This is a genomic window from Bacillus sp. FSL R10-2780, assembly GCF_038006125.1.
In the GTDB taxonomy this organism is placed as follows: domain Bacteria; phylum Bacillota; class Bacilli; order Bacillales; family Bacillaceae_G; genus Bacillus_A; species Bacillus_A cereus_U.
In genome coordinates this window covers 4031970-4055000 of the sequence record NZ_JBBOUQ010000001.1, presented here as the reverse complement: position 1 = coordinate 4055000, position 23031 = coordinate 4031970, and the positions used below count along the sequence as shown (strand labels likewise).

Here is a 23031-nt window from a genome sequence, read left to right as displayed (position 1 = left end):
ACCTACTGATTACAAGTCAGTTGCTCTACCAATTGAGCTAAGTCGGCTAAATGGTGGAGGATGACGGGATCGAACCGCCGACCCCCTGCTTGTAAGGCAGGTGCTCTCCCAGCTGAGCTAATCCTCCGAATTGCCTGGCAACGTCCTACTCTCACAGGGACAAGGTCCCAACTACCATCGGCGCTAGAGAGCTTAACTTCCGTGTTCGGTATGGGAACGGGTGTGACCTCTCTGCCATCATTACCAGACTGTATTCATTTAAGACAAGAATTATTATAACTCATTTACTTTTGAAAGTCAACAAGTTTTTTATATTCTTTCAAAACTAGATAACATTGCTTCATATTATATGGTTAAGTCCTCGATCTATTAGTATTCGTCAGCTCCACATGTCACCATGCTTCCACCTCGAACCTATCAACCTGATCATCTTTCAGGGATCTTACTAGCTTACGCTATGGGAAATCTCATCTTGAGGGGGGCTTCATGCTTAGATGCTTTCAGCACTTATCCCTTCCGCACATAGCTACCCAGCTATGCCCTTGGCAGAACAACTGGTACACCAGCGGTGCGTCCATCCCGGTCCTCTCGTACTAAGGACAGCTCCTCTCAAATTTCCTGCGCCCACGACGGATAGGGACCGAACTGTCTCACGACGTTCTGAACCCAGCTCGCGTACCGCTTTAATGGGCGAACAGCCCAACCCTTGGGACCGACTACAGCCCCAGGATGCGATGAGCCGACATCGAGGTGCCAAACCTCCCCGTCGATGTGGACTCTTGGGGGAGATAAGCCTGTTATCCCCGGGGTAGCTTTTATCCGTTGAGCGATGGCCCTTCCATGCGGAACCACCGGATCACTAAGCCCGACTTTCGTCCCTGCTCGACTTGTAGGTCTCGCAGTCAAGCTCCCTTATGCCTTTGCACTCTACGAATGATTTCCAACCATTCTGAGGGAACCTTTGGGCGCCTCCGTTACACTTTAGGAGGCGACCGCCCCAGTCAAACTGCCCACCTGACACTGTCTCCCGGGTCGATAAGACCCGTAGGTTAGAATTTCAATACAGTCAGGGCGGTATCCCACCAGCGCCTCCACCGAAGCTAGCGCTCCGGTTTCAATGGCTCCCGCCTATCCTGTACAAACTGTACCAAAATTCAATATCAGGCTACAGTAAAGCTCCACGGGGTCTTTCCGTCCTGTCGCGGGTAACCTGCATCTTCACAGGTACTATAATTTCACCGAGTCTCTGGTTGAGACAGTGCCCAAATCGTTACACCTTTCGTGCGGGTCGGAACTTACCCGACAAGGAATTTCGCTACCTTAGGACCGTTATAGTTACGGCCGCCGTTTACTGGGGCTTCAGTTCAGAGCTTCGCTTACGCTAACCCCTCTCCTTAACCTTCCAGCACCGGGCAGGTGTCAGCCCCTATACTTCGCCTTACGGCTTCGCAGAGACCTGTGTTTTTGCTAAACAGTCGCTTGGGCCTATTCACTGCGGCTTTCCGTTAAGAAAGCACCCCTTCTCCCGAAGTTACGGGGTCATTTTGCCGAGTTCCTTAACCAGAGTTCTCTCGCACACCTTAGGATTCTCTCCTCGCCTACCTGTGTCGGTTTGCGGTACAGGCACCTTTTATCTCGCTAGAAGCTTTTCTTGGCAGCGGGGAATCAAAGACTTCGCTCCATAAGGAGCTTCCCCATCACAGCTCAGCCTTCACGATAAGCGGATTTGCCTACTTATCAGCCTAACTGCTTGGACGTGCACAACCAATCGCACGCTTCTTCTATCCTTCTGCGTCCCTCCATTGCTCAAACGATAAAGAGGTGGTACAGGAATATCAACCTGTTGTCCATCGCCTACGCCTGTCGGCCTCGGCTTAGGTCCTGACTAACCCTGAGCGGACGAGCCTTCCTCAGGAAACCTTAGGCATTCGGTGGACGGGATTCTCACCCGTCTTTCGCTACTCATACCGGCATTCTCACTTCTAAGCGCTCCACCAGTCCTTCCGGTCTGACTTCACTGCACTTAGAACGCTCCCCTACCACTGATACCATTGGTATCAATTCGCAGCTTCGGTGGTGTATTTAGCCCCGGTACATTTTCGGCGCAGAGTCACTCGACTAGTGAGCTATTACGCACTCTTTAAATGGTGGCTGCTTCTGAGCCAACATCCTAGTTGTCTAAGCAACTCCACATCCTTTTCCACTTAATACACACTTTGGGACCTTAGCTGGCGATCTGGGCTGTTTCCCTCTTGACTACGGATCTTATCACTCGCAGTCTGACTCCTAAGGATAAGTCATTGGCATTCGGAGTTTGACTGAATTCGGTAATCCGATGAGGACCCCTAGTTCAATCAGTGCTCTACCTCCAAGACTCTTACACTTAAGGCTAGCCCTAAAGCTATTTCGGGGAGAACCAGCTATCTCCAGGTTCGATTGGAATTTCTCCGCTACCCACACCTCATCCCCGCACTTTTCAACGTGCGTGGGTTCGGGCCTCCATTCAGTGTTACCTGAACTTCACCCTGGACATGGGTAGATCACCTGGTTTCGGGTCTACGACCACGTACTAAACGCCCTATTCAGACTCGCTTTCGCTGCGGCTCCGCCTCTTCAGCTTAACCTCGCACGGGATCGTAACTCGCCGGTTCATTCTACAAAAGGCACGCCATCACCCATTAACGGGCTCTGACTATTTGTAGGCACACGGTTTCAGGATCTCTTTCACTCCCCTTCCGGGGTGCTTTTCACCTTTCCCTCACGGTACTGGTTCACTATCGATCACTAGGGAGTATTTAGCCTTGGGAGATGGTCCTCCCAGATTCCGACGGAATTTCACGTGTTCCGCCGTACTCAGGATACATTCAAGAGAGAACGAAGTTTCGACTACGGGGTTATTACCCTCTGTGACGGACCTTTCCAGGTCGCTTCGTCTACCTCGTTCCTTTGTAACTCCGTATAGAATGTCCTACAACCCCAAGAGGCAAGCCTCTTGGTTTGGGCTAGATTCCGTTTCGCTCGCCGCTACTCAGGAAATCGCATTTGCTTTCTCTTCCTCCAGGTACTTAGATGTTTCAGTTCCCTGGGTCTGTCTTCCATACCCTATGTATTCAGGTAAGGATACCATACCATTACGTATAGTGGGTTTCCCCATTCGGAAATCTTCGGATCAAAGCTTACTTACAGCTCCCCGAAGCATATCGGCGTTAGTCCCGTCCTTCATCGACTCCTAGTGTCAAGGCATCCACCGTGCGCCCTTTCTAACTTAACCAAACTAAAATTAAAAAAATATGAGCTACACTGTTATCTAGTTTTCAAAGAACATACATTTAAACTTGAGAGATAGTTCTCTCAAAACTGAACGAAACAAAACAAGTCAACGTTTATTGATGAACTGCGTTCATCAATTCTCCATAGAAAGGAGGTGATCCAGCCGCACCTTCCGATACGGCTACCTTGTTACGACTTCACCCCAATCATCTGTCCCACCTTAGGCGGCTGGCTCCATAAAGGTTACCCCACCGACTTCGGGTGTTACAAACTCTCGTGGTGTGACGGGCGGTGTGTACAAGGCCCGGGAACGTATTCACCGCGGCATGCTGATCCGCGATTACTAGCGATTCCAGCTTCATGTAGGCGAGTTGCAGCCTACAATCCGAACTGAGAACGGTTTTATGAGATTAGCTCCACCTCGCGGTCTTGCAGCTCTTTGTACCGTCCATTGTAGCACGTGTGTAGCCCAGGTCATAAGGGGCATGATGATTTGACGTCATCCCCACCTTCCTCCGGTTTGTCACCGGCAGTCACCTTAGAGTGCCCAACTTAATGATGGCAACTAAGATCAAGGGTTGCGCTCGTTGCGGGACTTAACCCAACATCTCACGACACGAGCTGACGACAACCATGCACCACCTGTCACTCTGCTCCCGAAGGAGAAGCTCTATCTCTAGAGTTTTCAGAGGATGTCAAGACCTGGTAAGGTTCTTCGCGTTGCTTCGAATTAAACCACATGCTCCACCGCTTGTGCGGGCCCCCGTCAATTCCTTTGAGTTTCAGCCTTGCGGCCGTACTCCCCAGGCGGAGTGCTTAATGCGTTAACTTCAGCACTAAAGGGCGGAAACCCTCTAACACTTAGCACTCATCGTTTACGGCGTGGACTACCAGGGTATCTAATCCTGTTTGCTCCCCACGCTTTCGCGCCTCAGTGTCAGTTACAGACCAGAAAGTCGCCTTCGCCACTGGTGTTCCTCCATATCTCTACGCATTTCACCGCTACACATGGAATTCCACTTTCCTCTTCTGCACTCAAGTCTCCCAGTTTCCAATGACCCTCCACGGTTGAGCCGTGGGCTTTCACATCAGACTTAAGAAACCACCTGCGCGCGCTTTACGCCCAATAATTCCGGATAACGCTTGCCACCTACGTATTACCGCGGCTGCTGGCACGTAGTTAGCCGTGGCTTTCTGGTTAGGTACCGTCAAGGTGCCAGCTTATTCAACTAGCACTTGTTCTTCCCTAACAACAGAGTTTTACGACCCGAAAGCCTTCATCACTCACGCGGCGTTGCTCCGTCAGACTTTCGTCCATTGCGGAAGATTCCCTACTGCTGCCTCCCGTAGGAGTCTGGGCCGTGTCTCAGTCCCAGTGTGGCCGATCACCCTCTCAGGTCGGCTACGCATCGTTGCCTTGGTGAGCCGTTACCTCACCAACTAGCTAATGCGACGCGGGTCCATCCATAAGTGACAGCCGAAGCCGCCTTTCAATTTCGAACTATGCAGTTCAAAATATTATCCGGTATTAGCCCCGGTTTCCCGGAGTTATCCCAGTCTTATGGGTAGGTTACCCACGTGTTACTCACCCGTCCGCCGCTAACTTCATAAGAGCAAGCTCTTAATCCATTCGCTCGACTTGCATGTATTAGGCACGCCGCCAGCGTTCATCCTGAGCCAGGATCAAACTCTCCAATAAAGTTAGTTTGTCTAGCATCTAAAAATAAAAATTGACGTTTACGTTGTTTGTTTCGTTCAGTTTTCAAAGAACTACTTAGTCGCTCATTTGCGACTTCCTTATGTTAACATCTTCATTTTTCGATGTCAACTAAGTTTTTCAATTTCTTTTTTGTCGTTTTCTGCGTTTCCGCATCAGCGACGGTTATTAATATATCATGTAGAAAAATGAAATGCAATAGTTTTTCTAATAAAATTTTCAACTTAGTAAGAAAGCATAAAAACAGCACCTTTCTTCTATATAAGTATAGTTTTTTAATTTGGCATCCATTCAACGAGCAGTAATCTCACTTTCTTTTTAATAGAAGGTTTCTCTCCCCTCAAATAAAGAAATAAAAAAAGCTTTGGAGAAATCTCCAAAGCTTAGTCTTGTTTATGGCGCATAGCTGGGAATAATAGTACGTCACGAATAGATGGTGCGTTTGTTAATAACATAACAAGACGATCAATACCGATTCCTAATCCGCCCGTAGGAGGCATACCATACTCAAGAGCTTCGATATAGTCATCATCCATCATATGAGCTTCATCATTACCTTGCTCACGCTCTTTTAATTGAGCTTCAAAACGTTCCTTTTGATCGATTGGATCATTTAACTCAGTGAATGCATTCGCATGTTCACGAGCAACAATGAATAATTCGAAACGATCTGTGAATCGTGGATCTTCATCATTCTTTTTCGCAAGTGGTGAAATCTCTACCGGATGACCGTAAATAAATGTCGGTTGAATTAATTTATCTTCTACTTTTTGTTCGAAGAATTCATTAATAATATGACCAACTTCCATTGTATCCTTAATTTCTACATTATGTTCTTTTGCAAGTTCACGCGCTTCTTCTACACTCATTGGATTCCAGAAATCCGCTCCAGAGTGTTGCTTAATTGCATCTACCATATGAAGACGTGTCCATTCTGGTTCTAGATTAATTTCATAATCACCATATTGGATTGTTGTTGTACCCAATACTTTTTTCGCGATATGAGCAACCATATTTTCTGTTAGTTTCATAATATCATTATAATCAGCGTACGCTTCATATAATTCAATCATCGTAAACTCAGGGTTATGACGAGTTGATACACCCTCATTACGGAATACACGGCCGATTTCATAAACTTTTTCTAATCCGCCCACAATAAGACGTTTTAAATGAAGTTCAATTGCGATACGCATATACAATTCCATATCTAACGCATTATGGTGCGTAGTGAAAGGACGAGCAGATGCTCCACCTGCAATCGCGTGCATCATAGGCGTTTCTACTTCAAGATAACCGTTGTCATCTAAATATCTTCTCATTTCACGAATGATTTTACTACGGGTAACGAACGTTTCACGGCTTTCCATACTTGTAATTAAGTCTAAGTAACGTTGACGGTAGCGTTGTTCAACATCTTTTAATCCATGATATTTATCCGGTAATGGACGAAGAGACTTCGTTAAAAGTGTAAATCCTGTCGCTTTTACTGAAAGTTCTCCAACGTTTGTTTTGAACACTTTACCTTCAATACCTACTAAGTCACCTAAATCTGCTGTCGTAAATAACTCGTACTCTTCATCTCCAACAGTATCTTTACGAACATAAATTTGAACTTGCCCCTGTAAATCTTGAACGTGCGCAAATCCCGCTTTTCCTTTACCGCGTTTTGTCATAATACGACCAGCGATAGAAACAGTGATTTCTTTCTCTTCTAATTCTTCTTTAGAGAATTCTCCATATAGACTTACTAAGTCCGTTGTTGAATTTGTGCGTTCAAATCGTTTACCGAACGGATCGATTCCTTGCTCACGTAAATTATGTAGCTTTTCACGACGAACAAGCAATTGGTCGTTTAATTCTTCGTGGTTCATGTTATCCATGATATTGATATCACTCCAGCTCTATTAAATTTTACAATATATACAGTATAGCATTTTCTACTCAACTAGAAAAACTGCCAGCAACCAACTGGCAGTTCTTCTTTCTTTCACGTAATTATAGGAAGTGTATAGAAGAATGTCAATCTCCTATGTCCCCTTATTAACCAACATAAATTGTTTGTTGTTTCGCTTCTACTTCTTCTACAAATGCACCTAATAAATTCGCAAGGTCCTCACGTGTGTTACAAATATTGATACCATTGCGCACACTCGCATTACCACGAACACCTTTTAAATACCAAGCTGCATGCTTTCTCATCTCTCTTACAGCGACATTTTCGTTCTTTAAATCGATAAGACGATCTAGATGCAACATACATACATCAATTTTCTCACGCACTGTTGGTTCCGGCATTAATTCACCTGTCTCTAAATACTTTACCGTACGATAAATCATCCACGGGTCTCCAAGAGCAGCGCGACCAATCATAACTCCATCTACACCAACTTCATCAAGCATACGCTTTGCATCTTGCGGTGTTTCCACATCACCATTTCCGATAACCGGGATATTCACAGATTGCTTTACTTGTTTAATAATATCCCAATCCGCTTTCCCTTCATACATTTGCACTCGTGTACGTCCATGAACTGCTACAGCTTGCCCACCAGCACGCTCAACAGCTCTAGCGTTTTCAACTGCAAAAATATGATCTTCATCCCAACCAATACGCATTTTAACTGTAACTGGTTTTTCAACTGCATCTACAACTGCCGCTACCATCTCATATATTTTATTTGGGTCTAAAAGCCACTTTGCTCCCGCATCACACTTAGTGATTTTCGGTACTGGGCAACCCATATTAATATCAATAATATCTGCTGTCGTATATTTATCTACGTATTTCGCAGCATCTACAAGAGTTTCTTTCTCTCCACCAAAAATTTGTAAACTTAATGGCTTTTCTCTCTCATCGATATATAACATATCTAATGTTCTTTTGTTATTAAGTAATATTGCCTTATCACTTACCATTTCAGCACAAACTAGACCTGCACCAAATTCTTTTACTGTCAAACGGAATGCAGAGTTACACACTCCCGCCATCGGTGCTAGTACAACTGGATTTTTCATCTCAATATTTGCAATCTTTAACACCCGACTTACTCCTTCCTTTACGGTCACTTTGGCATCAATTCGTCTATTGAAACGTTTAATGTTTTAGCGACTTCTACTACAAAATCTTGGGAAGGTGATCTATTGCCCCTCTCAACTTCACCTAAAACCGATACAGATACCCCTAATTCTTTCGCAAAACCTTCTTGCGTATAGCCTTTTAGCTTTCGAAAAGCACGAATGCGTCTTCCCCATTTTTCTGCTTCCATACCGTTACTCCCTCTCGCCTTTTCATTTCTTCTACTTGTGAACGTGAAATGTTTTGTTTTATATCTTGATTAATCTCTAACAACGGAACGATAACAAAAGCTCTTTCGAACATCCGCGGATGCGGAACAATAAGATTCTCTGCTTCAATATTTTCTTGATTATATAGTAAAATGTCAAGGTCGATGGTCCTCGGGCCCCATCTAATTTCCCTTTTTCTTCCTAGGTCATTCTCTACCTTTTGCGTTACTTTCAATAATTCTTGCGGTGATAAATTGGTAGAAATTTTTATAACTAAATTTAAAAAGCAATTTTGGTCAGTATAGCCAACCGGATCAGTTTCATATACAGACGAAACATCATCGACTTGGATATGCTGGTTTTTATTTAAAAACTGAATTGCTTCAGTTAAATAAATATAACGCTCCCCAATATTCGAACCTAATGCAATGTACGCTATATTATTCATGGACGTTCTCTCGTAATTTCTACCGCTACAGCACGATAATGCCCCGGTATCGGCGGATCTGGTTTAATTACCTTAATTGTACATTGTGAAATACCCTCATATTGTTTCAATATATCTGTAGCGATATTTTCAGCGATACTTTCTACAAGCTTATACGTTCTATCTTCAACAACTTTTCTACATAGTTCGAAAAGCTCCCCGTAATTGACAGAATGCTCTAAGTCGTCACTTTCTCCTGCACGTTTTAAATCCAACTCCACCGTTAAATCGACTTTAAATCTCTGACCCAATTTATTTTCTTCCGGGAATACACCATGATAACCGTAAAACTCCATATCATGGATATAAATTTTATCCAATTACTTTGCCCCCTTACCAATCATTGCATCCATCATCTTAGCCATACGCGCCATTTCTTTCACATCATGAACACGGATAAACTCACAGCCCTTTTCAATACCAAGACAAACGGTAGCGCCCGTTCCTTCAAGACGTTCCTCCACTGGTAAATCTAATACATGGCCAATAAAGGACTTTCTTGAAGTACCTAATAGTACTGGGTAACCCAGTACATTTAACTGCTCTAAATTACGCATCGCTTCTAAATTTTGCTCAGGTGTTTTCGCAAAGCCAATACCTGGGTCTAAAATAATATTCTCATCTCGCACGCCCGCATCTTTAGCAATTTTAATACTCTCATACAAATCAGCAATCATATCAGCCATTAAGTTGCGGTAGTTCATATTATCTCGGTTATGCATTAAGATAATAGGCACATCATAATAAGCTGCAACTTCAGCAATCTTCGGTTCAGCCTTCGCTCCCCAAATATCATTAATAATATGAGCACCAGCTTCAATCGCTTGTTTCGCAACTTCAGCTTTATACGTATCAATAGAAATAGGTAGCTTTGCTTCTTTTGACACTGCCTGAATCATTGGAACAACTCGCTTTATTTCTTCTTCTACTGAAACTTTAGCGAAACCCGGTCGAGTAGATTCGCCGCCAATATCAATAATATGAGCACCTTCATTTTTCATTTCTTTCGCATGTCGCACTGCAGCATCTACTTCGTTGTAACTCCCACCATCAGAAAATGAATCTGGCGTTACATTTAAAATCCCCATAATTAATGTCTTTTCATTTAAGTTCAATGTATATTCGCCGCAGCGCAAATCATAATCCCACTTCAAACTACACATCTCCTCTTCGCAATTCATTTCTGCCCCACAATTTCTCTCTCTGCACTCCATAAAGATCCATAAGTCTTTTTGTAACCACTCCCACTTTACCCGGGAAATCTTTCTCCTCTATACGATAAAGGGGAACAATCTCTTGAATAGAGTTCGTTACGAACACTTCATCCGCTGAAAGCAATTCATCTTTTGTAAAGAAACCTTCCTTTACTTCTATATCTAGCTCTTCAGCGGCCTTTATAATAAACGCACGAGTGATTCCGTTTAAAATCCCTGTTTCTAATGAAGGAGTATATAAAATATCCCCTTTAACAAAAAAGAGATTCGAAACAATACCCTCTGCAACATAACCTGTTTCGGTAAGAAAAACACCTTCCTTATTCACAACATTTCCAATTTCGCGTTTCCCTAAAATATTATTTAAATAATGATGGGACTTCAAGCGAAATGCACCCTCTGGTGTATTTCTCACTTGCTTTAACATAACTCCTTCTTTTTCCACTACATTCCCTGGAGCTGCTAAAGGTTTTATAAAAACAATAACAGACGGTTCTTCATATACTTCCGTTTGTAATCCTATTTCATCTATACCCGCCGATACATTTAAGCGCACATATGCATGCTTTAACCCATTCTTAACGAGTAGATTCTTTAAAATAAGCATCACTTCATCTTTTGTCATTGTCCATTTGATTTGCAATATATCGAGCGCACCCATTAAGCGTTCATAATGATCATCCAATAAAAAGGGATGACCATTATAAATACGAAACGTCTCAAAAACCCCAAGCCCATATAGGTAACCGTGGTCATACGGAGAAATTTTCGCTTCACTCGCTTCTACATACGTACCATTTACGTAAATTAACACGATGTCACACTTGGGCTATATTTGCGAATGAAATTCTGTAGCAACTCTTTCCCGTGAGAAGTCATAATAGATTCCGGATGGAATTGTACCCCTTCAATCGGCAACGTTTTATGACGAAGTGCCATAATTTCACCTTCTTCAGTCCAAGATGTTATCTCTAAACAATTCGGTAACGTCTCTTTTTTTACGATAAGAGAGTGATAACGTGTCGCGGTAAATGGATTTGGAATATCAGAAAAAATCGTCTGCCCATCATGATGCATTAAAGATGTTTTTCCATGCATCAAACGCTCTGCCCTGACAACATCCCCTCCAAATACTTGTGCAATGGATTGATGTCCAAGACAGACCCCAAAAATCGGAAGCTTACCTGCAAAATATTTAATAACATCCATACTGATTCCCGCCTCATTAGGGCTACATGGACCTGGCGAAATCATTAAAAAATCCGGTTTCATATTCTCAATATCCGAAATAGTCACTTCATCATTACGCTTAACAACAAGCTCTTGTCCAAGTTCTCCAAGAAACTGCACTAAATTAAATGTAAAAGAATCATAATTATCAATCATTAATATCATTTCTCTCACCTAACCGTTTCTTCGCTACTTTCTTTTGCACGCCATAAAGCGATTGCTTTTTTTAACGACTCTTTATATTCATTTTTTGGATTTGAATCAATTACAATACCCGCTCCAGCTTGCACATGCGCTTGTCCATCTTTAGCAAGCAGTGTTCGGATTACAATATTCAATTCCGTATCTCCAGAATAACCAATCCAACCAATTGAACCCGTATAAATCCCTCGGCGAACAGGTTCTAATTCTTCAATAATTTCCATCGTACGTATTTTCGGGGCACCGGTAATTGTCCCACCAGGAAATACAGCCTTCACCAAATCGAAAGCATCTTTATCTGCTTCCACCTCACCACGCACATTAGAAACAATATGCATAACGTGTGAGTATTTTTCAATTACCATAAATTCATCTACTTCAACAGTGCCATATTTACAAACACGGCCCAAGTCATTTCGTTCTAAATCCACAAGCATTACATGCTCTGCTCTTTCCTTTTCGTTTTCAATTAATTCTTTCGCTAATTCCTCATCCTCTTGCTCACTCGCTCCTCGAGAGCGCGTACCGGCAATTGGTCTTGTACTCACTTCTTTTCCTTGCTTTTTAATTAGTAATTCAGGCGAAGCACTAACAATTTGAAAATCTCCAAACTCCAAGTAACCCATATATGGAGATGGATTAATTTCACGAAGACTTGTATATATTTCTAGTGGATGTGTTTGTAATGTTCTTTCTTGTCTTGTTGACAAGTTTACTTGAAACACATCACCCGCTCCGATATATTCTTGAATACGTTCAACAGCCTTCATAAAGCCCTCTTCCGTAAAAGCGACTGCTTCATTTTTCTTTTCAGGACATTCAAACGGCATAGTCACTTTGGGTGCTTCTTTCATCCAAAGACCCTTCCATTCATTTAATCGCTCTTCTGCCTCTTCACACTCATCTACATAATGAGTAATAATCCATAATACTCTCTCCTGTTGATCATACACAAACACGTCATCAAATAACAAAAAGAATATGTCAGGTATATTAATATCATCCTTCGCAAGAGAAGAAAGTTTTTCAATATAACGGATACAATCATAACTAAAGTATCCAATTGCCCCACCTTGAAAAGGTGGGTACTCCGGATTATAATCCGTTTTCCATTTCTCCATATACGCTTGCATTAAATCTAGTGGATTCCCTCGCTTTATTGTTTCCTTACCACTTTCACTTATATGTAACGTCTCATTCTTACCCTGAATTACCGCTACTGGATCCAGCCCAACAATGTTATAACGACCACCACGTCCACTTTCTAACAAAATATGTTGCGGCTTATCCTGAGAAAGAAATTTATATTGCTTAAAGAAATCTAACTGATATGGAATAGAAAGCGCTAAAGATTTTCTTCGTTGCATATCAACACCCCGTCTTCTGTTATCCCACCCTCTTAAGCCAATCAACTCAAACTACATAAAATTATTTATATAGAGAATGATTATACTTGAGGGCTAGTGAAAATAAATTAATTATACTACTTCTTATTTTACATGAAGTTTTCTAGTCATTCACTCTTTTCCTTTTTCCAATCAAAAAAGAAAAAGCATCCTTTTTTAAGGATGCTTTTCAAATCACATTCAATTATGACTCAAATTGATAAAGTGGTGTACTTAAATAACGTTCACCGTTACTTGGGATAATAACAAGTACCTTTTTCCCTTTACCTAATTTCTTCGCAACTTCTGTCGCTGCATAAACGACTGCTCCCGAAGAGATACCAACCAAAATACCTTCTTCTCTAGCCACTCTTCTCGCATATTCGAACGCTTGCTCCGTTTTCACTTGAATAATTTCATCATATACCTCTACATCCAATGTCTCCGGAACAAACCCCGCTCCAATTCCTTGGATCTTATGTGGTCCTGGCTTTCCACCAGATAATACTGGTGAATCCGCAGGTTCTACCGCGTAAATTTTGATATCTTTATAAGCTTCTTTCAGCACTTCACCGGCACCTGTAATTGTTCCACCTGTACCAATACCTGCGATAAACGCATCTAATTGATCCCCCATCTGTTCAACAATTTCTGGACCTGTTGTTATACGATGGATTTCTGGATTCGCTTGGTTTTGGAACTGTTGTGGTATAAAGTACCCATGTTCTTCTGCTAATTCAGTTGCCTTTCGAATTGCTCCACCCATTCCTTCAGGTCCTGGAGTCAATACTAATTCAGCACCGTAAGCGCGTAATAAATTACGACGCTCAATACTCATTGTTTCTGGCATTACTAAAATTGCCTTATATCCTTTAGCAGCTGCTACCATCGCTAAGCCAATACCTGTGTTACCACTTGTCGGCTCAATGATTGTATCGCCCTCTTTTAATAATCCTTTATTTTCAGCATCTTCAATCATAGCTAACGCGATACGATCTTTAACACTGCTCCCCGGATTCATAAATTCTAATTTTAAGTATACATCTGCGCTGTCTGATTCTACGATGCGGTTCAACTTAACGATCGGCGTTTTCCCGATTAATTCTGAAACTGATTGTGCCACTCGCATTCCTGTCACTCCTAACACCGAGTATTTTTATTGGTTTTATCTATATTTAGATTTTGTCAGAAAATTCCCTGTTTGTCAATCTATTTGGGCGGCTGGTTCTCCACCTAAACTTCTTTATTACAGGTTCTCAATTAGACTTGTAATATCTTCTTTAGCGAATTTATGTCGTTCATTACAGAAGTGACAGTGAACTTCCGTCTCTTCTTCTTCTGCACGAATTTGTTCTAACTCCGCTTTACCTAAACTAATTAGCACACTTTCAATACGCTCACGTGAACATGTACAATTAAATTGAACATCCATTGTTTCTAGCACTTTCACTTTATCTTCTCCAAGCACTTCATACAGTAATTCTTCTGGAGAAAGACCTTGTTCGATTAATTGTGATACCGGCGGGATTTGTTGCAGACGCTCTTCAATAAATGAAATTGTTTCTTCCTGCGCACCTGGCATAATTTGAAGAATAAATCCACCCGCCGCTAATACGCTATCATCTCCATTTACAAGAACACCAACACCTACAGAAGAAGGTGTCTGCTCAGAAACCGCGAAATAATATGTGAAATCTTCCCCTAGTTCTCCTGAAACAATTGGAGATTGACCGATAAATGGTTCACGCATACCGATATCTTTAATTACCGTTACAAATCCTTCTGTACCTACCGCTTGATATACACGTAATTTTCCTTGTTCCGTTCCTTCAAAATCAACATGCGGATTCGTTACATAACCACGTACATCTCCATTTGCATGAGCATCGACTAAGATAGGACCAATCGGGCCGTTACCCTCTACTTTAATCGTTAACTTCTGCTCGCCTTTTAACATAGCGCCCATCATTGTACCCGCAGTTAAAGAACGACCAAGTGCCGCTGAAGCTGTTCTCCATGTATCATGACGTTTTTGCGCCTCACTTACTGTATTTGTTGTACGTACACTATAAGCACGAACCTCTCCATTAAACGCTAACGCTTTTACTAAATAATCTTTCATACTTATTTATTCACCCTTCTCATGTTGTAAATTTGCATTACGTTCATATAACATATACAAACCTTTTAACGTTAAAAACGGATCTACAATATCAATTACATTTGATTCTTCTGAAATTAATTTTGCTAATCCACCTGTTGCAATAACTTTCGGTTCTTGCTTAGCTTCTTCCTTCATACGCTTAACAATACCTTCCACTTGTCCAACGTATCCATAAAGAATACCTGATTGCATTGCACTTACTGTATTCTTCCCGATAACACTACTCGGTTTTGTAATTTCAATACGAGGAAGCTTTGCTGCTCTGCTATATAAAGCCTCTGCCGAAATCATAATTCCTGGCGTAATGACGCCACCCATATAATGCTTCTCTTCGTTAATATAACAATATGTAGTAGCCGTACCAAAATCAACAATAATAAGCGGACTTCCATACAAGTGGATTCCTGCTACTGCATTTACAATTCGGTCCGCGCCTACTTCACGTGGATTTTCATATTTAATATTCAAGCCAGTTTTTATCCCAGGCCCCACTACAAGCGGTTTAATTTTAAAATACTTTTCACACATACGCTCTAAAGCGAACATAATTGGCGGTACGACTGAAGACACAATAATACCTTTCACATCTTCAAAAGAAAGACCTTCATGCTCAAGTAACTGCTTTACAAGCATCCCATACTCATCTTCTGTTTTATGACGATCTGTTTCCATGCGCCAATGCTGACGAAGTTTCCCCTCTTCAAACACACCTAGTACCGCATTTGTGTTCCCTACATCCAATACAAAAATCATATTCTCACCACTTATCTTATTTAATCTACATTTGCGCAGTATGTATAAAACTTATAAAAACATCATATCACACATACTTATATAATCAGTTTTTCTATACTCATCATTGTACAAAAAGATTACTCTCTATTTCAATTTTTAATAATAGTTTCATTTAATTTTTTTGCTACTTACATTCATTCCACAAAAAAAAGGAGTGACTATTGTCACTCCTTCGTTTCTTACTTATCTTCTGTATCTTCATCGTCTTTCTTCATATTGATGTTTACTTTCACATCATCTGAAGGTGTTGGACGCTCAGGTAATCTGCCATAATCATATAAATGATTAATTTGCTCTGCATCTAATGTTTCTACTTCAAGTAACGTTTTCGCGATAATATCAAGCTTATCTCGTTTTTCAGTAAGAATTTGTTTCGCACGAGCATAACAGTCTTTAATAATTATTTGCATTTCCACATCAATCTCATGCGCGATTGCATCACTGTAGTTTTGTTCTGAATGGAAGTCTCTTCCTAAGAATACCTGACCACCTTGTGAGCTACCAAATTGCATCGGTCCAAGCTTATCACTCATCCCGAATTCTGTAACCATACGTCTTGCAATACCAGTCGCACGTTGGAAGTCGTTGTGAGCACCTGTACTTGCTTCACCAAATACAATCTCCTCAGCTACTCGACCACCAAGTAAACCAGTGATTTTATCAAGTAACTCTGGTTTTGTCATGAAGTAACGATCTTCCTTCGGAAGCATTACCGCATACCCACCAGCTTGACCACGAGGGACAATTGTTACTTTATGAACGATATCTGCTTCATCAAGGACAACACCAATTACAGTATGACCAGCCTCATGGAATGCAACAATATTACGTTCTTTTTCAGAGATAACACGACTTTTCTTAGCTGGACCTGCAATAACACGATCCGTCGCTTCATCGATGTCACTCATATCAATTTTCTTCTTATCTTGACGCGCAGCTACTAAAGCAGCTTCGTTTAATAAGTTTTCAAGATCGGCACCAGAGAATCCTGGTGTACGAGTTGCAATTGCTCTTAAGTTGACATTCTCATCAAGCGGTTTATTACGAGCGTGTACTTTAAGTACAGCTTCACGACCATTTACATCTGGACGATCTACTGTAATTTGACGGTCAAAACGACCTGGACGTAATAACGCTGGATCAAGAATATCAGGACGGTTTGTCGCAGCGATGATAATAATACCTTCGTTTGCACCGAATCCATCCATTTCAACAAGCAATTGGTTCAACGTTTGTTCACGCTCATCATGACCACCGCCAAGACCCGCGCCACGTTGACGTCCTACTGCATCAATTTCATCAATGAAAATGATACAAGGAGCATTTTTCTTTGCATTTTCAAATAAATCACGTACACGGGATGCACCGACACCGACGAACATCTCTACGAAGTCAGAACCACTAATAGAGAAGAACGGAACGCCTGCTTCACCTGCAACAGCACGTGCTAGTAAAGTTTTACCTGTACCTGGAGGTCCCACTAATAGAACACCCTTCGGAATACGGGCACCAACTTCAGCGAACTTACGAGGGTCTTTCAAGAATTCAACTACCTCAACAAGTTCTTGTTTCTCTTCATCCGCTCCAGCAACATCTCTGAAACGAATTTTTTTCTTTTCATCATTGTATAGCTTCGCCTTACTTTTCCCGAAGTTCATAACACGGCTACCGCCGCCCTGAGCTTGATTTAATAAGAAGAAGAATAAAATGAAGATAATGACAAACGGAATGATAGAAGTGAAGAACGTTACCCAAGCACTTGTTTCTTCTGCTGGTTGATACTTAACTTCAGCCCCTTGCGCTTTATCATTAATTTTCTTTTGTAATTCCTCAGTATTTGGTGCATAAGTAACAAATTGTTCTCCTTGGCTAGAAGTTTTGAATTGTCCCTTTACCTCAAACACACCATTTTTCGGTTGAAGCTGCACATTACGCACTTCACCTTTTTCAAGTTGAGTAATGAATTTATCGTAGCTAACTGATGTCGTTTTTTGCGTCGAACCATTAAAATAGCTCACGATTCCAATTACTACTAAGAATATCAGTAAATAAAAGATGGTATTACGGAAGATACGATTCATTCCTAACCTCCTCTCACGGCATAAACACTATAGTAAATCGTAACACAGAAAAAATTTCCTATACAATTGTAACGCCTATATTTAATTAATTTGAGTAAACACTTGGTTTTAATACTCCTACATAAGGAAGATTACGGTACTGCTCTTTATAATCTAATCCATATCCTACAACAAATTCATGAGGAACAGTAAATCCAACATAATCTGCTTTCAGATCAACCTTACGGCCTGTTGGCTTATCTAATAACGTAACAATTTTTACAGATTTCGCTTTACGATATTTAAACAGGTCCACTAAATAGCTTAGTGTAAGACCGCTATCAATAATATCTTCAACGATTAAAATATCGCGACCTTCTACCGAAGTATCAAGATCTTTTAAGATTTTTACTTCGCCTGTCGAAACTGTAGAGTGACCGTAGCTAGATACAGCCATAAAATCCATTTCAAGATATGTATCTGTTCTTTTTAATAAATCTGCCATAAATGGCATTGCGCCCTTTAGTACACCAATCGCAAGAGGTATTGTATTTTTGTAATCCTCTGCAATAACTGCACCTAGTTCGTGCACCTTTTCTTGTATTTGTTCTTCAGAAATTAATACTTTTTCGATATCTTGATTCATCATTTCATTATCCTCCCGGAAGACTCCTTGCTTTTGTAGTGAATAATCATGTATTTACCCTTCTTTGCTAGCTCTTTCGAAGTAGCAAATGCAGATCGTTTCAACAAGGGTACCCAAATAATATTTCCACTTGCGTCACAAACGATCGGCCATTCTTCTCTTTTTTCTTTTGGTACTTTCGCTTCGATAAAAACAGCTTTTATCTTTTTTGTACCATCCATACCTTGCATTGACATGCGATCTCCATTTTCCCTAGACCGAATACGAAGTGGATACGATATATCATTATACTTAGCAACAAATACTGTTTCATTCATGTTACTCGGTATATCTTCGCTCACCTCTGTTACAAGTTTATCCCCATTCGGCAATATAATTGTCCCAGGTACTGATAAATCTTGCGAAAAAGGAGAAACAATTTCTTGTTTAAATCCAAAACCACATTCTTCGTATGTGCGAACAATTTTCAAACCACCTGGAAAATCTAGTGAACCTGAAGGTTGTGCCCGCTTAAAAAATTCAATCACCTTGTCAATATGTATAGAAGAAAGCGAAGATGGAATCTTATATTCATAAAGATAGTTTAATATTAGTTGAATCCCTCTTCTTTGTAAAGGCATAGACATGGATTCAAAGGCAGGAATTGATAAGCTAATTTGTTTATCGCTTTTTTTTGTAATTACTTTATTCATTTTCTCAAAAGCTAATTCCTGCAAATAAGCCTCATCCTCTTGCATCTGCACGCTAAATTTTTGAAATTTCTCATGCATTTGTGGATTTTCTTCTTTCAAATAAGGAAGGACATATTTACGTAATCGATTCCTTGTATATACTTCTTTTTTATTACTCGGATCTATACGCGGAATAACTTTTAATTTATTACAGTAATCAACAATTTCTTCCTTAGTTACCCCAAGTAACGGCCTAATTAAATATCCATTATGAAAAGATCGCTTCACTGCAATTCCTGCGTATCCTTTCGGAGTACTCCCTCGTACAAGGCGCATTAAAATCGTCTCTACTTGATCATCTCCATGGTGACCAAGAGCTACATATCTCGCATCATATTTCTTCATTATTCTTTCCAAAAATGCATATCTGCATTCTCTAGCTGCAACTTGTGCATTCATTCCATATTGCTGTTGATATTGCGACACATTAATCCTTAGCGTTTCACAAATAACTCCTAGCTCTTTGCAAAGACCCTGTACAAACTGTAAATCCTCATAAGATTCATTACCTCTAAACATATGGTCCACATGTGCTACTACAATTTCGAGCTGTTTTTCTGCCCTTTTTTCTAACAAATAATATAAAAGAGCCAAAGAGTCAGGACCACCAGAAACCCCTACAACAATTGTTGAATGTTTCTTTAATACATCATGCTGCTTTACAAAGTCATCTACTTTTTCAACAAATGCATCTTTCAACTTCGCAATCACCTTTCATTAAACAAGAACAACAACATTAGTTACCTTGTATATAATGGTACAACTTTTACAAACATTGTGCAAAAAAAAGATGTACAAAATCCACATTTTTATCTTACATCCCTCCTGTATATTTAACAAAATAATCGCATTACCTTTTTAATCAAAAAAACCTAGGCATCTACCTAGGTTTTTTGATTATTTTATTGTGCCTGCATTCCTACTATTGGAATCGTAGCCCACTTCGGCATATTTTTCTTTACTTTCGCCACCACAATAGTCATATCATCATTTATATAACCATCACCAGAGCGAATTACTTCTTCCATAATGATATCAGCAATTTCCTGTGGATCCTCTGTTTGTAGTTCTTTAATTTTACGTTTTATCCATAATTCGTGATTCTCCACATGTTGCGCTCCCTCAAAAATGCCGTCACTCATCATGATAAGAAGATCACCCGTTTTTAATTGCTCACCAACCACATCAACTTCAACATCTTCAATGATTCCCATCGGCAAATTACTTGCCTCAATTTTCAAAATATTATTTCCGCGTTTAACAAAACTCGGCGTCGATCCAATCTTTAAAAACTTCGCACTCGCATCCCGTAAATCTACCATAGCCAAGTCAAGCGTTGTATACATCTCCTCTGTCGTCCTTAAAGAAAGAATCGAATTGATGGACTTAATCGCTATTTCTTCATCAATACCGGATTGAAGTATCTTTTGTAATAATTTTACCGTTTCCCTACTCTCCATATGAGCCCTTTGTCCATTTCCCATACCATCACTAATCGCAAGTGCATATTTACCAACACTCAAATCCATCATCGCGTAGGAATCACCTGAAACAAACCCACCACCTTTTGCAGCTGTGGCCAATCCTGTATCAAGAGAATACGTCTTCGCTGAACCAAATGATATTAAACTGTGCCCATTTGGATATGAGGATTTCTCTTCATGCTTAACGACGATATTCTCTTTCAAAATATCTGAAAGCATTGGAGCAACCAACTTCTCACATTCCCCGTGTTCATTAGATGCAGCCGGAATCAACATTTCAATATCAATACTTCCTCTATCTAAACAATAAATATCAACATGCTCCACTTCGACACCAAAATCACGAAACGCTTGTAAAATTTGCTCCTCCTGTGCTTGATGGTTCTCTCTTTCTCGTTGTATCTCCTTAGCGAAATCCTCCATCACTTTTGATACACCTAGTAATTGCTCCGCTACAATTCTACGATTTTCCTTCATTTGTTTTCTTAATTTCTGCCCCTCATAGAAGTGATCTAATTCACCCGCTACTAAATCCGTTACTTTCTTCCCTCTCACACAATGCTTGTCCCATTCACGAACTAACTTCCGATTATGCTGCAGCGTTCCTTCTTCTGTTTCACTCATTATTTGTTTCATATAATCGTATGTTTTATCAAAATTAACTACCCAACATTGATCCTTCTTAAAGCATGTTTGACATGTTTTTGCAGTAATTGTACTTAAAAATAAATCAGCTTCTGTTTCTTTATCTTCCTCCTCCACATACCCATATACAGAAAAGCTATTGGACAAAGCAGCAAATACATTAGCAAATTGATTGATTTTGTTCGCTGTAACATCGCGCACTCTTCTTAAATATTGTTGTTGATCTTGTGAATGCTCCTGTGTACCTGGCATAAATTTAGCAATACGATCCATAACAAGCTTCGGTGTTAATAAGAAGAAAACAATTGCTACACCAGATTCAATTAAAGTTGTTACAATACTTGTTTGCTTGTCTACATATAATGTAATTAAGCTTGTACCAATTAATAAACCTAAACTAACTCCTATACGCTTCCCTTCTTTTAACAATCCCCCAAGCAATCCTGAAAAGGCAAGGAGACTAAGTTGAGACAAGCTAGCCACATTCGCTAAACTTAATATTAACCCAGTGACAACTCCTACTGTGGACCCTGTAGCTGCCCCTGCAATAAAGGCAAATACTAATACTAAATATCTAGTAAAAATATGTTGAATAGAAGCATCATAAACAAACCAATCCGTTGTGCCCGTTAAAACAGATGCTAGTAATATAATTAAACAAACAATTTCTTCTGTTTCTAACGCTTGTTGCTTCCCTTTCCTTTCCACTAAAAGCGGAACACTTTGTAAAAATATCATCGTTAATACGAAGCTAAGCCCCGCTTCGATCGTACTGACGAGCAGATCATACATGGTGACGGTTTGCTGTGCAAAATATACAACAACTAAATGCGCGGTTAATGCGGAGATAAATACTTGGAATGGTACAAGTCCAACAGTTTTACGTGTAAACCGACTAAAGAAGATATTATAAATAAAGAAGGTAAAGATAGATGCAAAAGTAAAAAATAAATTGTCTATTGAAACTGAAAGTGCCCCCCCCATTAGGGCTAAAAACGCGAGCGGCATTTTATCTCGCTTCATAACATAAACAGCAGCAAAAAACGGCAATGCAAACGGTAAAATGTTTGTTAATATATATGCTCGTCCCAAAAGAAAACCAATAACAGCAATAATGAATCCCCATCTAAAGAAAACTTGTTCAAACTTCATTCGCAACTTACTCGTCCACTTTATTGTTCCAAGCTGACTTTCATTCATCGCCAATGCACTTGTGTTCATAGTATTCCTTCCTGCTTTAGGCATATTTTTAACACCACCTGCATAGTTTAATTACTGTTATTATAAAAGATGATTATTGGGATTTTTGTCAAAACAACAGTTTTGACTTTTATAATCGTTCGACTTTTTATTCGAAATAAATCTACATATATACATAGTATTTAATTTATTTAAAGAAAGTTGAAAGAATGTTCAGAAAATATAGGATGATTTTGTAGAAGTATTGTACATCTTAATTTATATTTAACAAAAAAAGATCATGCAAATTTGCATGATCTTTTTAGATGACCCGTACGGGATTCGAACCCGTGTTACCGCCGTGAAAGGGCGGTGTCTTAACCACTTGACCAACGGGCCGTTAAATTAAATATAGCGGCGGAGGGGATCGAACCCCCGACCTCACGGGTATGAACCGTACGCTCTAGCCAGCTGAGCTACACCGCCATGTCGTCGTATTTAACGGACAATTAGTATCTTACATCAGATATGTTTT

General features: G+C 40.4%; 16 protein-coding genes, 4 tRNA genes and 3 rRNA genes (1 of these 23 cut by a window edge). All 23 read right to left on the bottom strand.

From position 1 onward, the window contains the following. Positions 1 to 47: transfer RNA gene (locus tag NSQ47_RS21085), tRNA-Thr, on the bottom strand (it extends 29 nt beyond the left edge of the window). 4 nt (positions 48 to 51) lie between these two features. Then, positions 52 to 127 (bottom strand) — tRNA-Val (locus NSQ47_RS21080). Positions 128 to 132: 5 nt separating this feature from the next. Beyond that, positions 133 to 248 (bottom strand): 5S ribosomal RNA (gene rrf, locus NSQ47_RS21075). 101 nt (positions 249 to 349) lie between these two features. Then, positions 350 to 3271: ribosomal RNA gene (locus NSQ47_RS21070) — 23S ribosomal RNA — on the bottom strand. Between the two features lie 146 nt (positions 3272 to 3417). Further along, a 16S ribosomal RNA gene (locus NSQ47_RS21065) occupies positions 3418 to 4969 on the bottom strand. Together the 16S, 23S and 5S rRNA genes with 2 tRNA genes alongside form the textbook arrangement of a ribosomal RNA operon. 401 nt (positions 4970 to 5370) lie before the next feature. Next, a complete protein-coding gene (lysS, locus tag NSQ47_RS21060) occupies positions 5371 to 6870 on the bottom strand; it encodes a lysine--tRNA ligase (RefSeq protein ID WP_002159620.1) in 1500 nt (499 codons plus the stop codon). 160 nt (positions 6871 to 7030) lie between these two features. Beyond that, positions 7031 to 8029, bottom strand: coding sequence for a tRNA dihydrouridine synthase DusB (gene dusB / locus NSQ47_RS21055; RefSeq protein WP_002159621.1), 999 nt, complete (start codon positions 8027 to 8029; stop codon positions 7031 to 7033). A gap of 23 nt (positions 8030 to 8052) precedes the next feature. Further along, positions 8053 to 8256 carry a helix-turn-helix domain-containing protein gene (locus NSQ47_RS21050; protein WP_002009706.1) on the bottom strand — a complete coding sequence of 68 codons (204 nt, stop codon included), beginning with the start codon at positions 8254 to 8256 and terminating at the stop codon, positions 8053 to 8055. Continuing rightward, positions 8208 to 8723, bottom strand: coding sequence for a 2-amino-4-hydroxy-6-hydroxymethyldihydropteridine diphosphokinase (folK, locus tag NSQ47_RS21045; RefSeq protein ID WP_002144510.1), 516 nt, complete (start codon positions 8721 to 8723; stop codon positions 8208 to 8210). The genes NSQ47_RS21050 and folK overlap by 49 nt, the downstream gene beginning before the upstream one ends. Next, positions 8720 to 9082 (bottom strand): dihydroneopterin aldolase, encoded by a 363-nt coding sequence (folB, locus tag NSQ47_RS21040; RefSeq protein ID WP_002159624.1) that lies wholly within the window; start codon positions 9080 to 9082, stop codon positions 8720 to 8722. The genes folK and folB overlap by 4 nt, the downstream gene beginning before the upstream one ends. Further along, positions 9083 to 9943, bottom strand: a complete 861-nt coding sequence (folP, locus tag NSQ47_RS21035) for a dihydropteroate synthase (protein WP_002107320.1) — start codon at positions 9941 to 9943, stop codon at positions 9083 to 9085. Then, positions 9918 to 10790 carry an aminodeoxychorismate lyase gene (gene pabC, locus NSQ47_RS21030; RefSeq protein WP_341037948.1) on the bottom strand — a complete coding sequence of 291 codons (873 nt, stop codon included), beginning with the start codon at positions 10788 to 10790 and terminating at the stop codon, positions 9918 to 9920. Before pabC ends, folP begins: the two co-directional genes overlap by 26 nt. After that, entirely contained in the window at positions 10784 to 11371 is a 588-nt protein-coding gene (pabA, locus tag NSQ47_RS21025; protein ID WP_002113273.1) for an aminodeoxychorismate/anthranilate synthase component II, read from the bottom strand. The genes pabC and pabA overlap by 7 nt, the downstream gene beginning before the upstream one ends. Positions 11372 to 11376: 5 nt before the next feature. Beyond that, on the bottom strand, positions 11377 to 12774 hold the full coding sequence (trpE, locus tag NSQ47_RS21020) for an anthranilate synthase component I (RefSeq protein ID WP_002107316.1): 1398 nt from the start codon (positions 12772 to 12774) through the stop codon (positions 11377 to 11379). A 223-nt stretch (positions 12775 to 12997) separates the two neighbouring features. After that, positions 12998 to 13921, bottom strand: coding sequence for a cysteine synthase A (gene cysK, locus NSQ47_RS21015; protein WP_002107314.1), 924 nt, complete (start codon positions 13919 to 13921; stop codon positions 12998 to 13000). 117 nt (positions 13922 to 14038) lie between these two features. Further along, a complete protein-coding gene (gene hslO, locus NSQ47_RS21010; RefSeq protein ID WP_002091564.1) occupies positions 14039 to 14914 on the bottom strand; it encodes a redox-regulated molecular chaperone HslO in 876 nt (291 codons plus the stop codon). A gap of 6 nt (positions 14915 to 14920) precedes the next feature. After that, a complete protein-coding gene (locus NSQ47_RS21005; protein WP_002144522.1) occupies positions 14921 to 15709 on the bottom strand; it encodes a type III pantothenate kinase in 789 nt (262 codons plus the stop codon). Positions 15710 to 15930: 221 nt separating this feature from the next. After that, the gene (ftsH, locus tag NSQ47_RS21000; RefSeq protein WP_016106821.1) at positions 15931 to 17832 is read right to left on the bottom strand and encodes an ATP-dependent zinc metalloprotease FtsH; all 1902 of its coding nucleotides are present in this window, start codon (positions 17830 to 17832) and stop codon (positions 15931 to 15933) included. Positions 17833 to 17917: 85 nt separating this feature from the next. Continuing rightward, positions 17918 to 18460 carry a hypoxanthine phosphoribosyltransferase gene (gene hpt, locus NSQ47_RS20995; RefSeq protein ID WP_002107307.1) on the bottom strand — a complete coding sequence of 181 codons (543 nt, stop codon included), beginning with the start codon at positions 18458 to 18460 and terminating at the stop codon, positions 17918 to 17920. Further along, positions 18457 to 19887 carry a tRNA lysidine(34) synthetase TilS gene (gene tilS / locus NSQ47_RS20990; RefSeq protein ID WP_002107305.1) on the bottom strand — a complete coding sequence of 477 codons (1431 nt, stop codon included), beginning with the start codon at positions 19885 to 19887 and terminating at the stop codon, positions 18457 to 18459. Before tilS ends, hpt begins: the two co-directional genes overlap by 4 nt. A gap of 203 nt (positions 19888 to 20090) precedes the next feature. Next, positions 20091 to 22562 (bottom strand): stage II sporulation protein E, encoded by a 2472-nt coding sequence (spoIIE, locus tag NSQ47_RS20985; protein WP_002107303.1) that lies wholly within the window; start codon positions 22560 to 22562, stop codon positions 20091 to 20093. A gap of 261 nt (positions 22563 to 22823) precedes the next feature. Further along, positions 22824 to 22895: transfer RNA gene (locus tag NSQ47_RS20980), tRNA-Glu, on the bottom strand. 13 nt (positions 22896 to 22908) lie between these two features. Beyond that, positions 22909 to 22982 (bottom strand) — tRNA-Met (locus NSQ47_RS20975). Positions 22983 to 23031: the final 49 nt, after the last annotated feature.

Bases quoted from the DNA above. Each gene is read 5' to 3' on its own strand.
- hslO (WP_002091564.1), bottom strand. From the start codon at position 14,914: ATGAAAGATTATTTAGTAAAAGCGTTAGCGTTTAATGGAGAGGTTCGT.
- ftsH (WP_016106821.1), bottom strand. From the start codon at position 17,832: ATGAATCGTATCTTCCGTAATACCATCTTTTATTTACTGATATTCTTA.
- pabA (WP_002113273.1), bottom strand. From the start codon at position 11,371: ATGATATTAATGATTGATAATTATGATTCTTTTACATTTAATTTAGTG.
- folK (WP_002144510.1), bottom strand. From the start codon at position 8,723: ATGAATAATATAGCGTACATTGCATTAGGTTCGAATATTGGGGAGCGT.
- hpt (WP_002107307.1), bottom strand. From the start codon at position 18,460: ATGATGAATCAAGATATCGAAAAAGTATTAATTTCTGAAGAACAAATA.
- lysS (WP_002159620.1), bottom strand. From the start codon at position 6,870: ATGGATAACATGAACCACGAAGAATTAAACGACCAATTGCTTGTTCGT.
- spoIIE (WP_002107303.1), bottom strand. From the start codon at position 22,562: ATGCCTAAAGCAGGAAGGAATACTATGAACACAAGTGCATTGGCGATG.
- folP (WP_002107320.1), bottom strand. From the start codon at position 9,943: ATGAATTGCGAAGAGGAGATGTGTAGTTTGAAGTGGGATTATGATTTG.
- cysK (WP_002107314.1), bottom strand. From the start codon at position 13,921: ATGCGAGTGGCACAATCAGTTTCAGAATTAATCGGGAAAACGCCGATC.
- trpE (WP_002107316.1), bottom strand. From the start codon at position 12,774: ATGCAACGAAGAAAATCTTTAGCGCTTTCTATTCCATATCAGTTAGAT.
- NSQ47_RS21005 (WP_002144522.1), bottom strand. From the start codon at position 15,709: ATGATTTTTGTATTGGATGTAGGGAACACAAATGCGGTACTAGGTGTG.
- NSQ47_RS21050 (WP_002009706.1), bottom strand. From the start codon at position 8,256: ATGGAAGCAGAAAAATGGGGAAGACGCATTCGTGCTTTTCGAAAGCTA.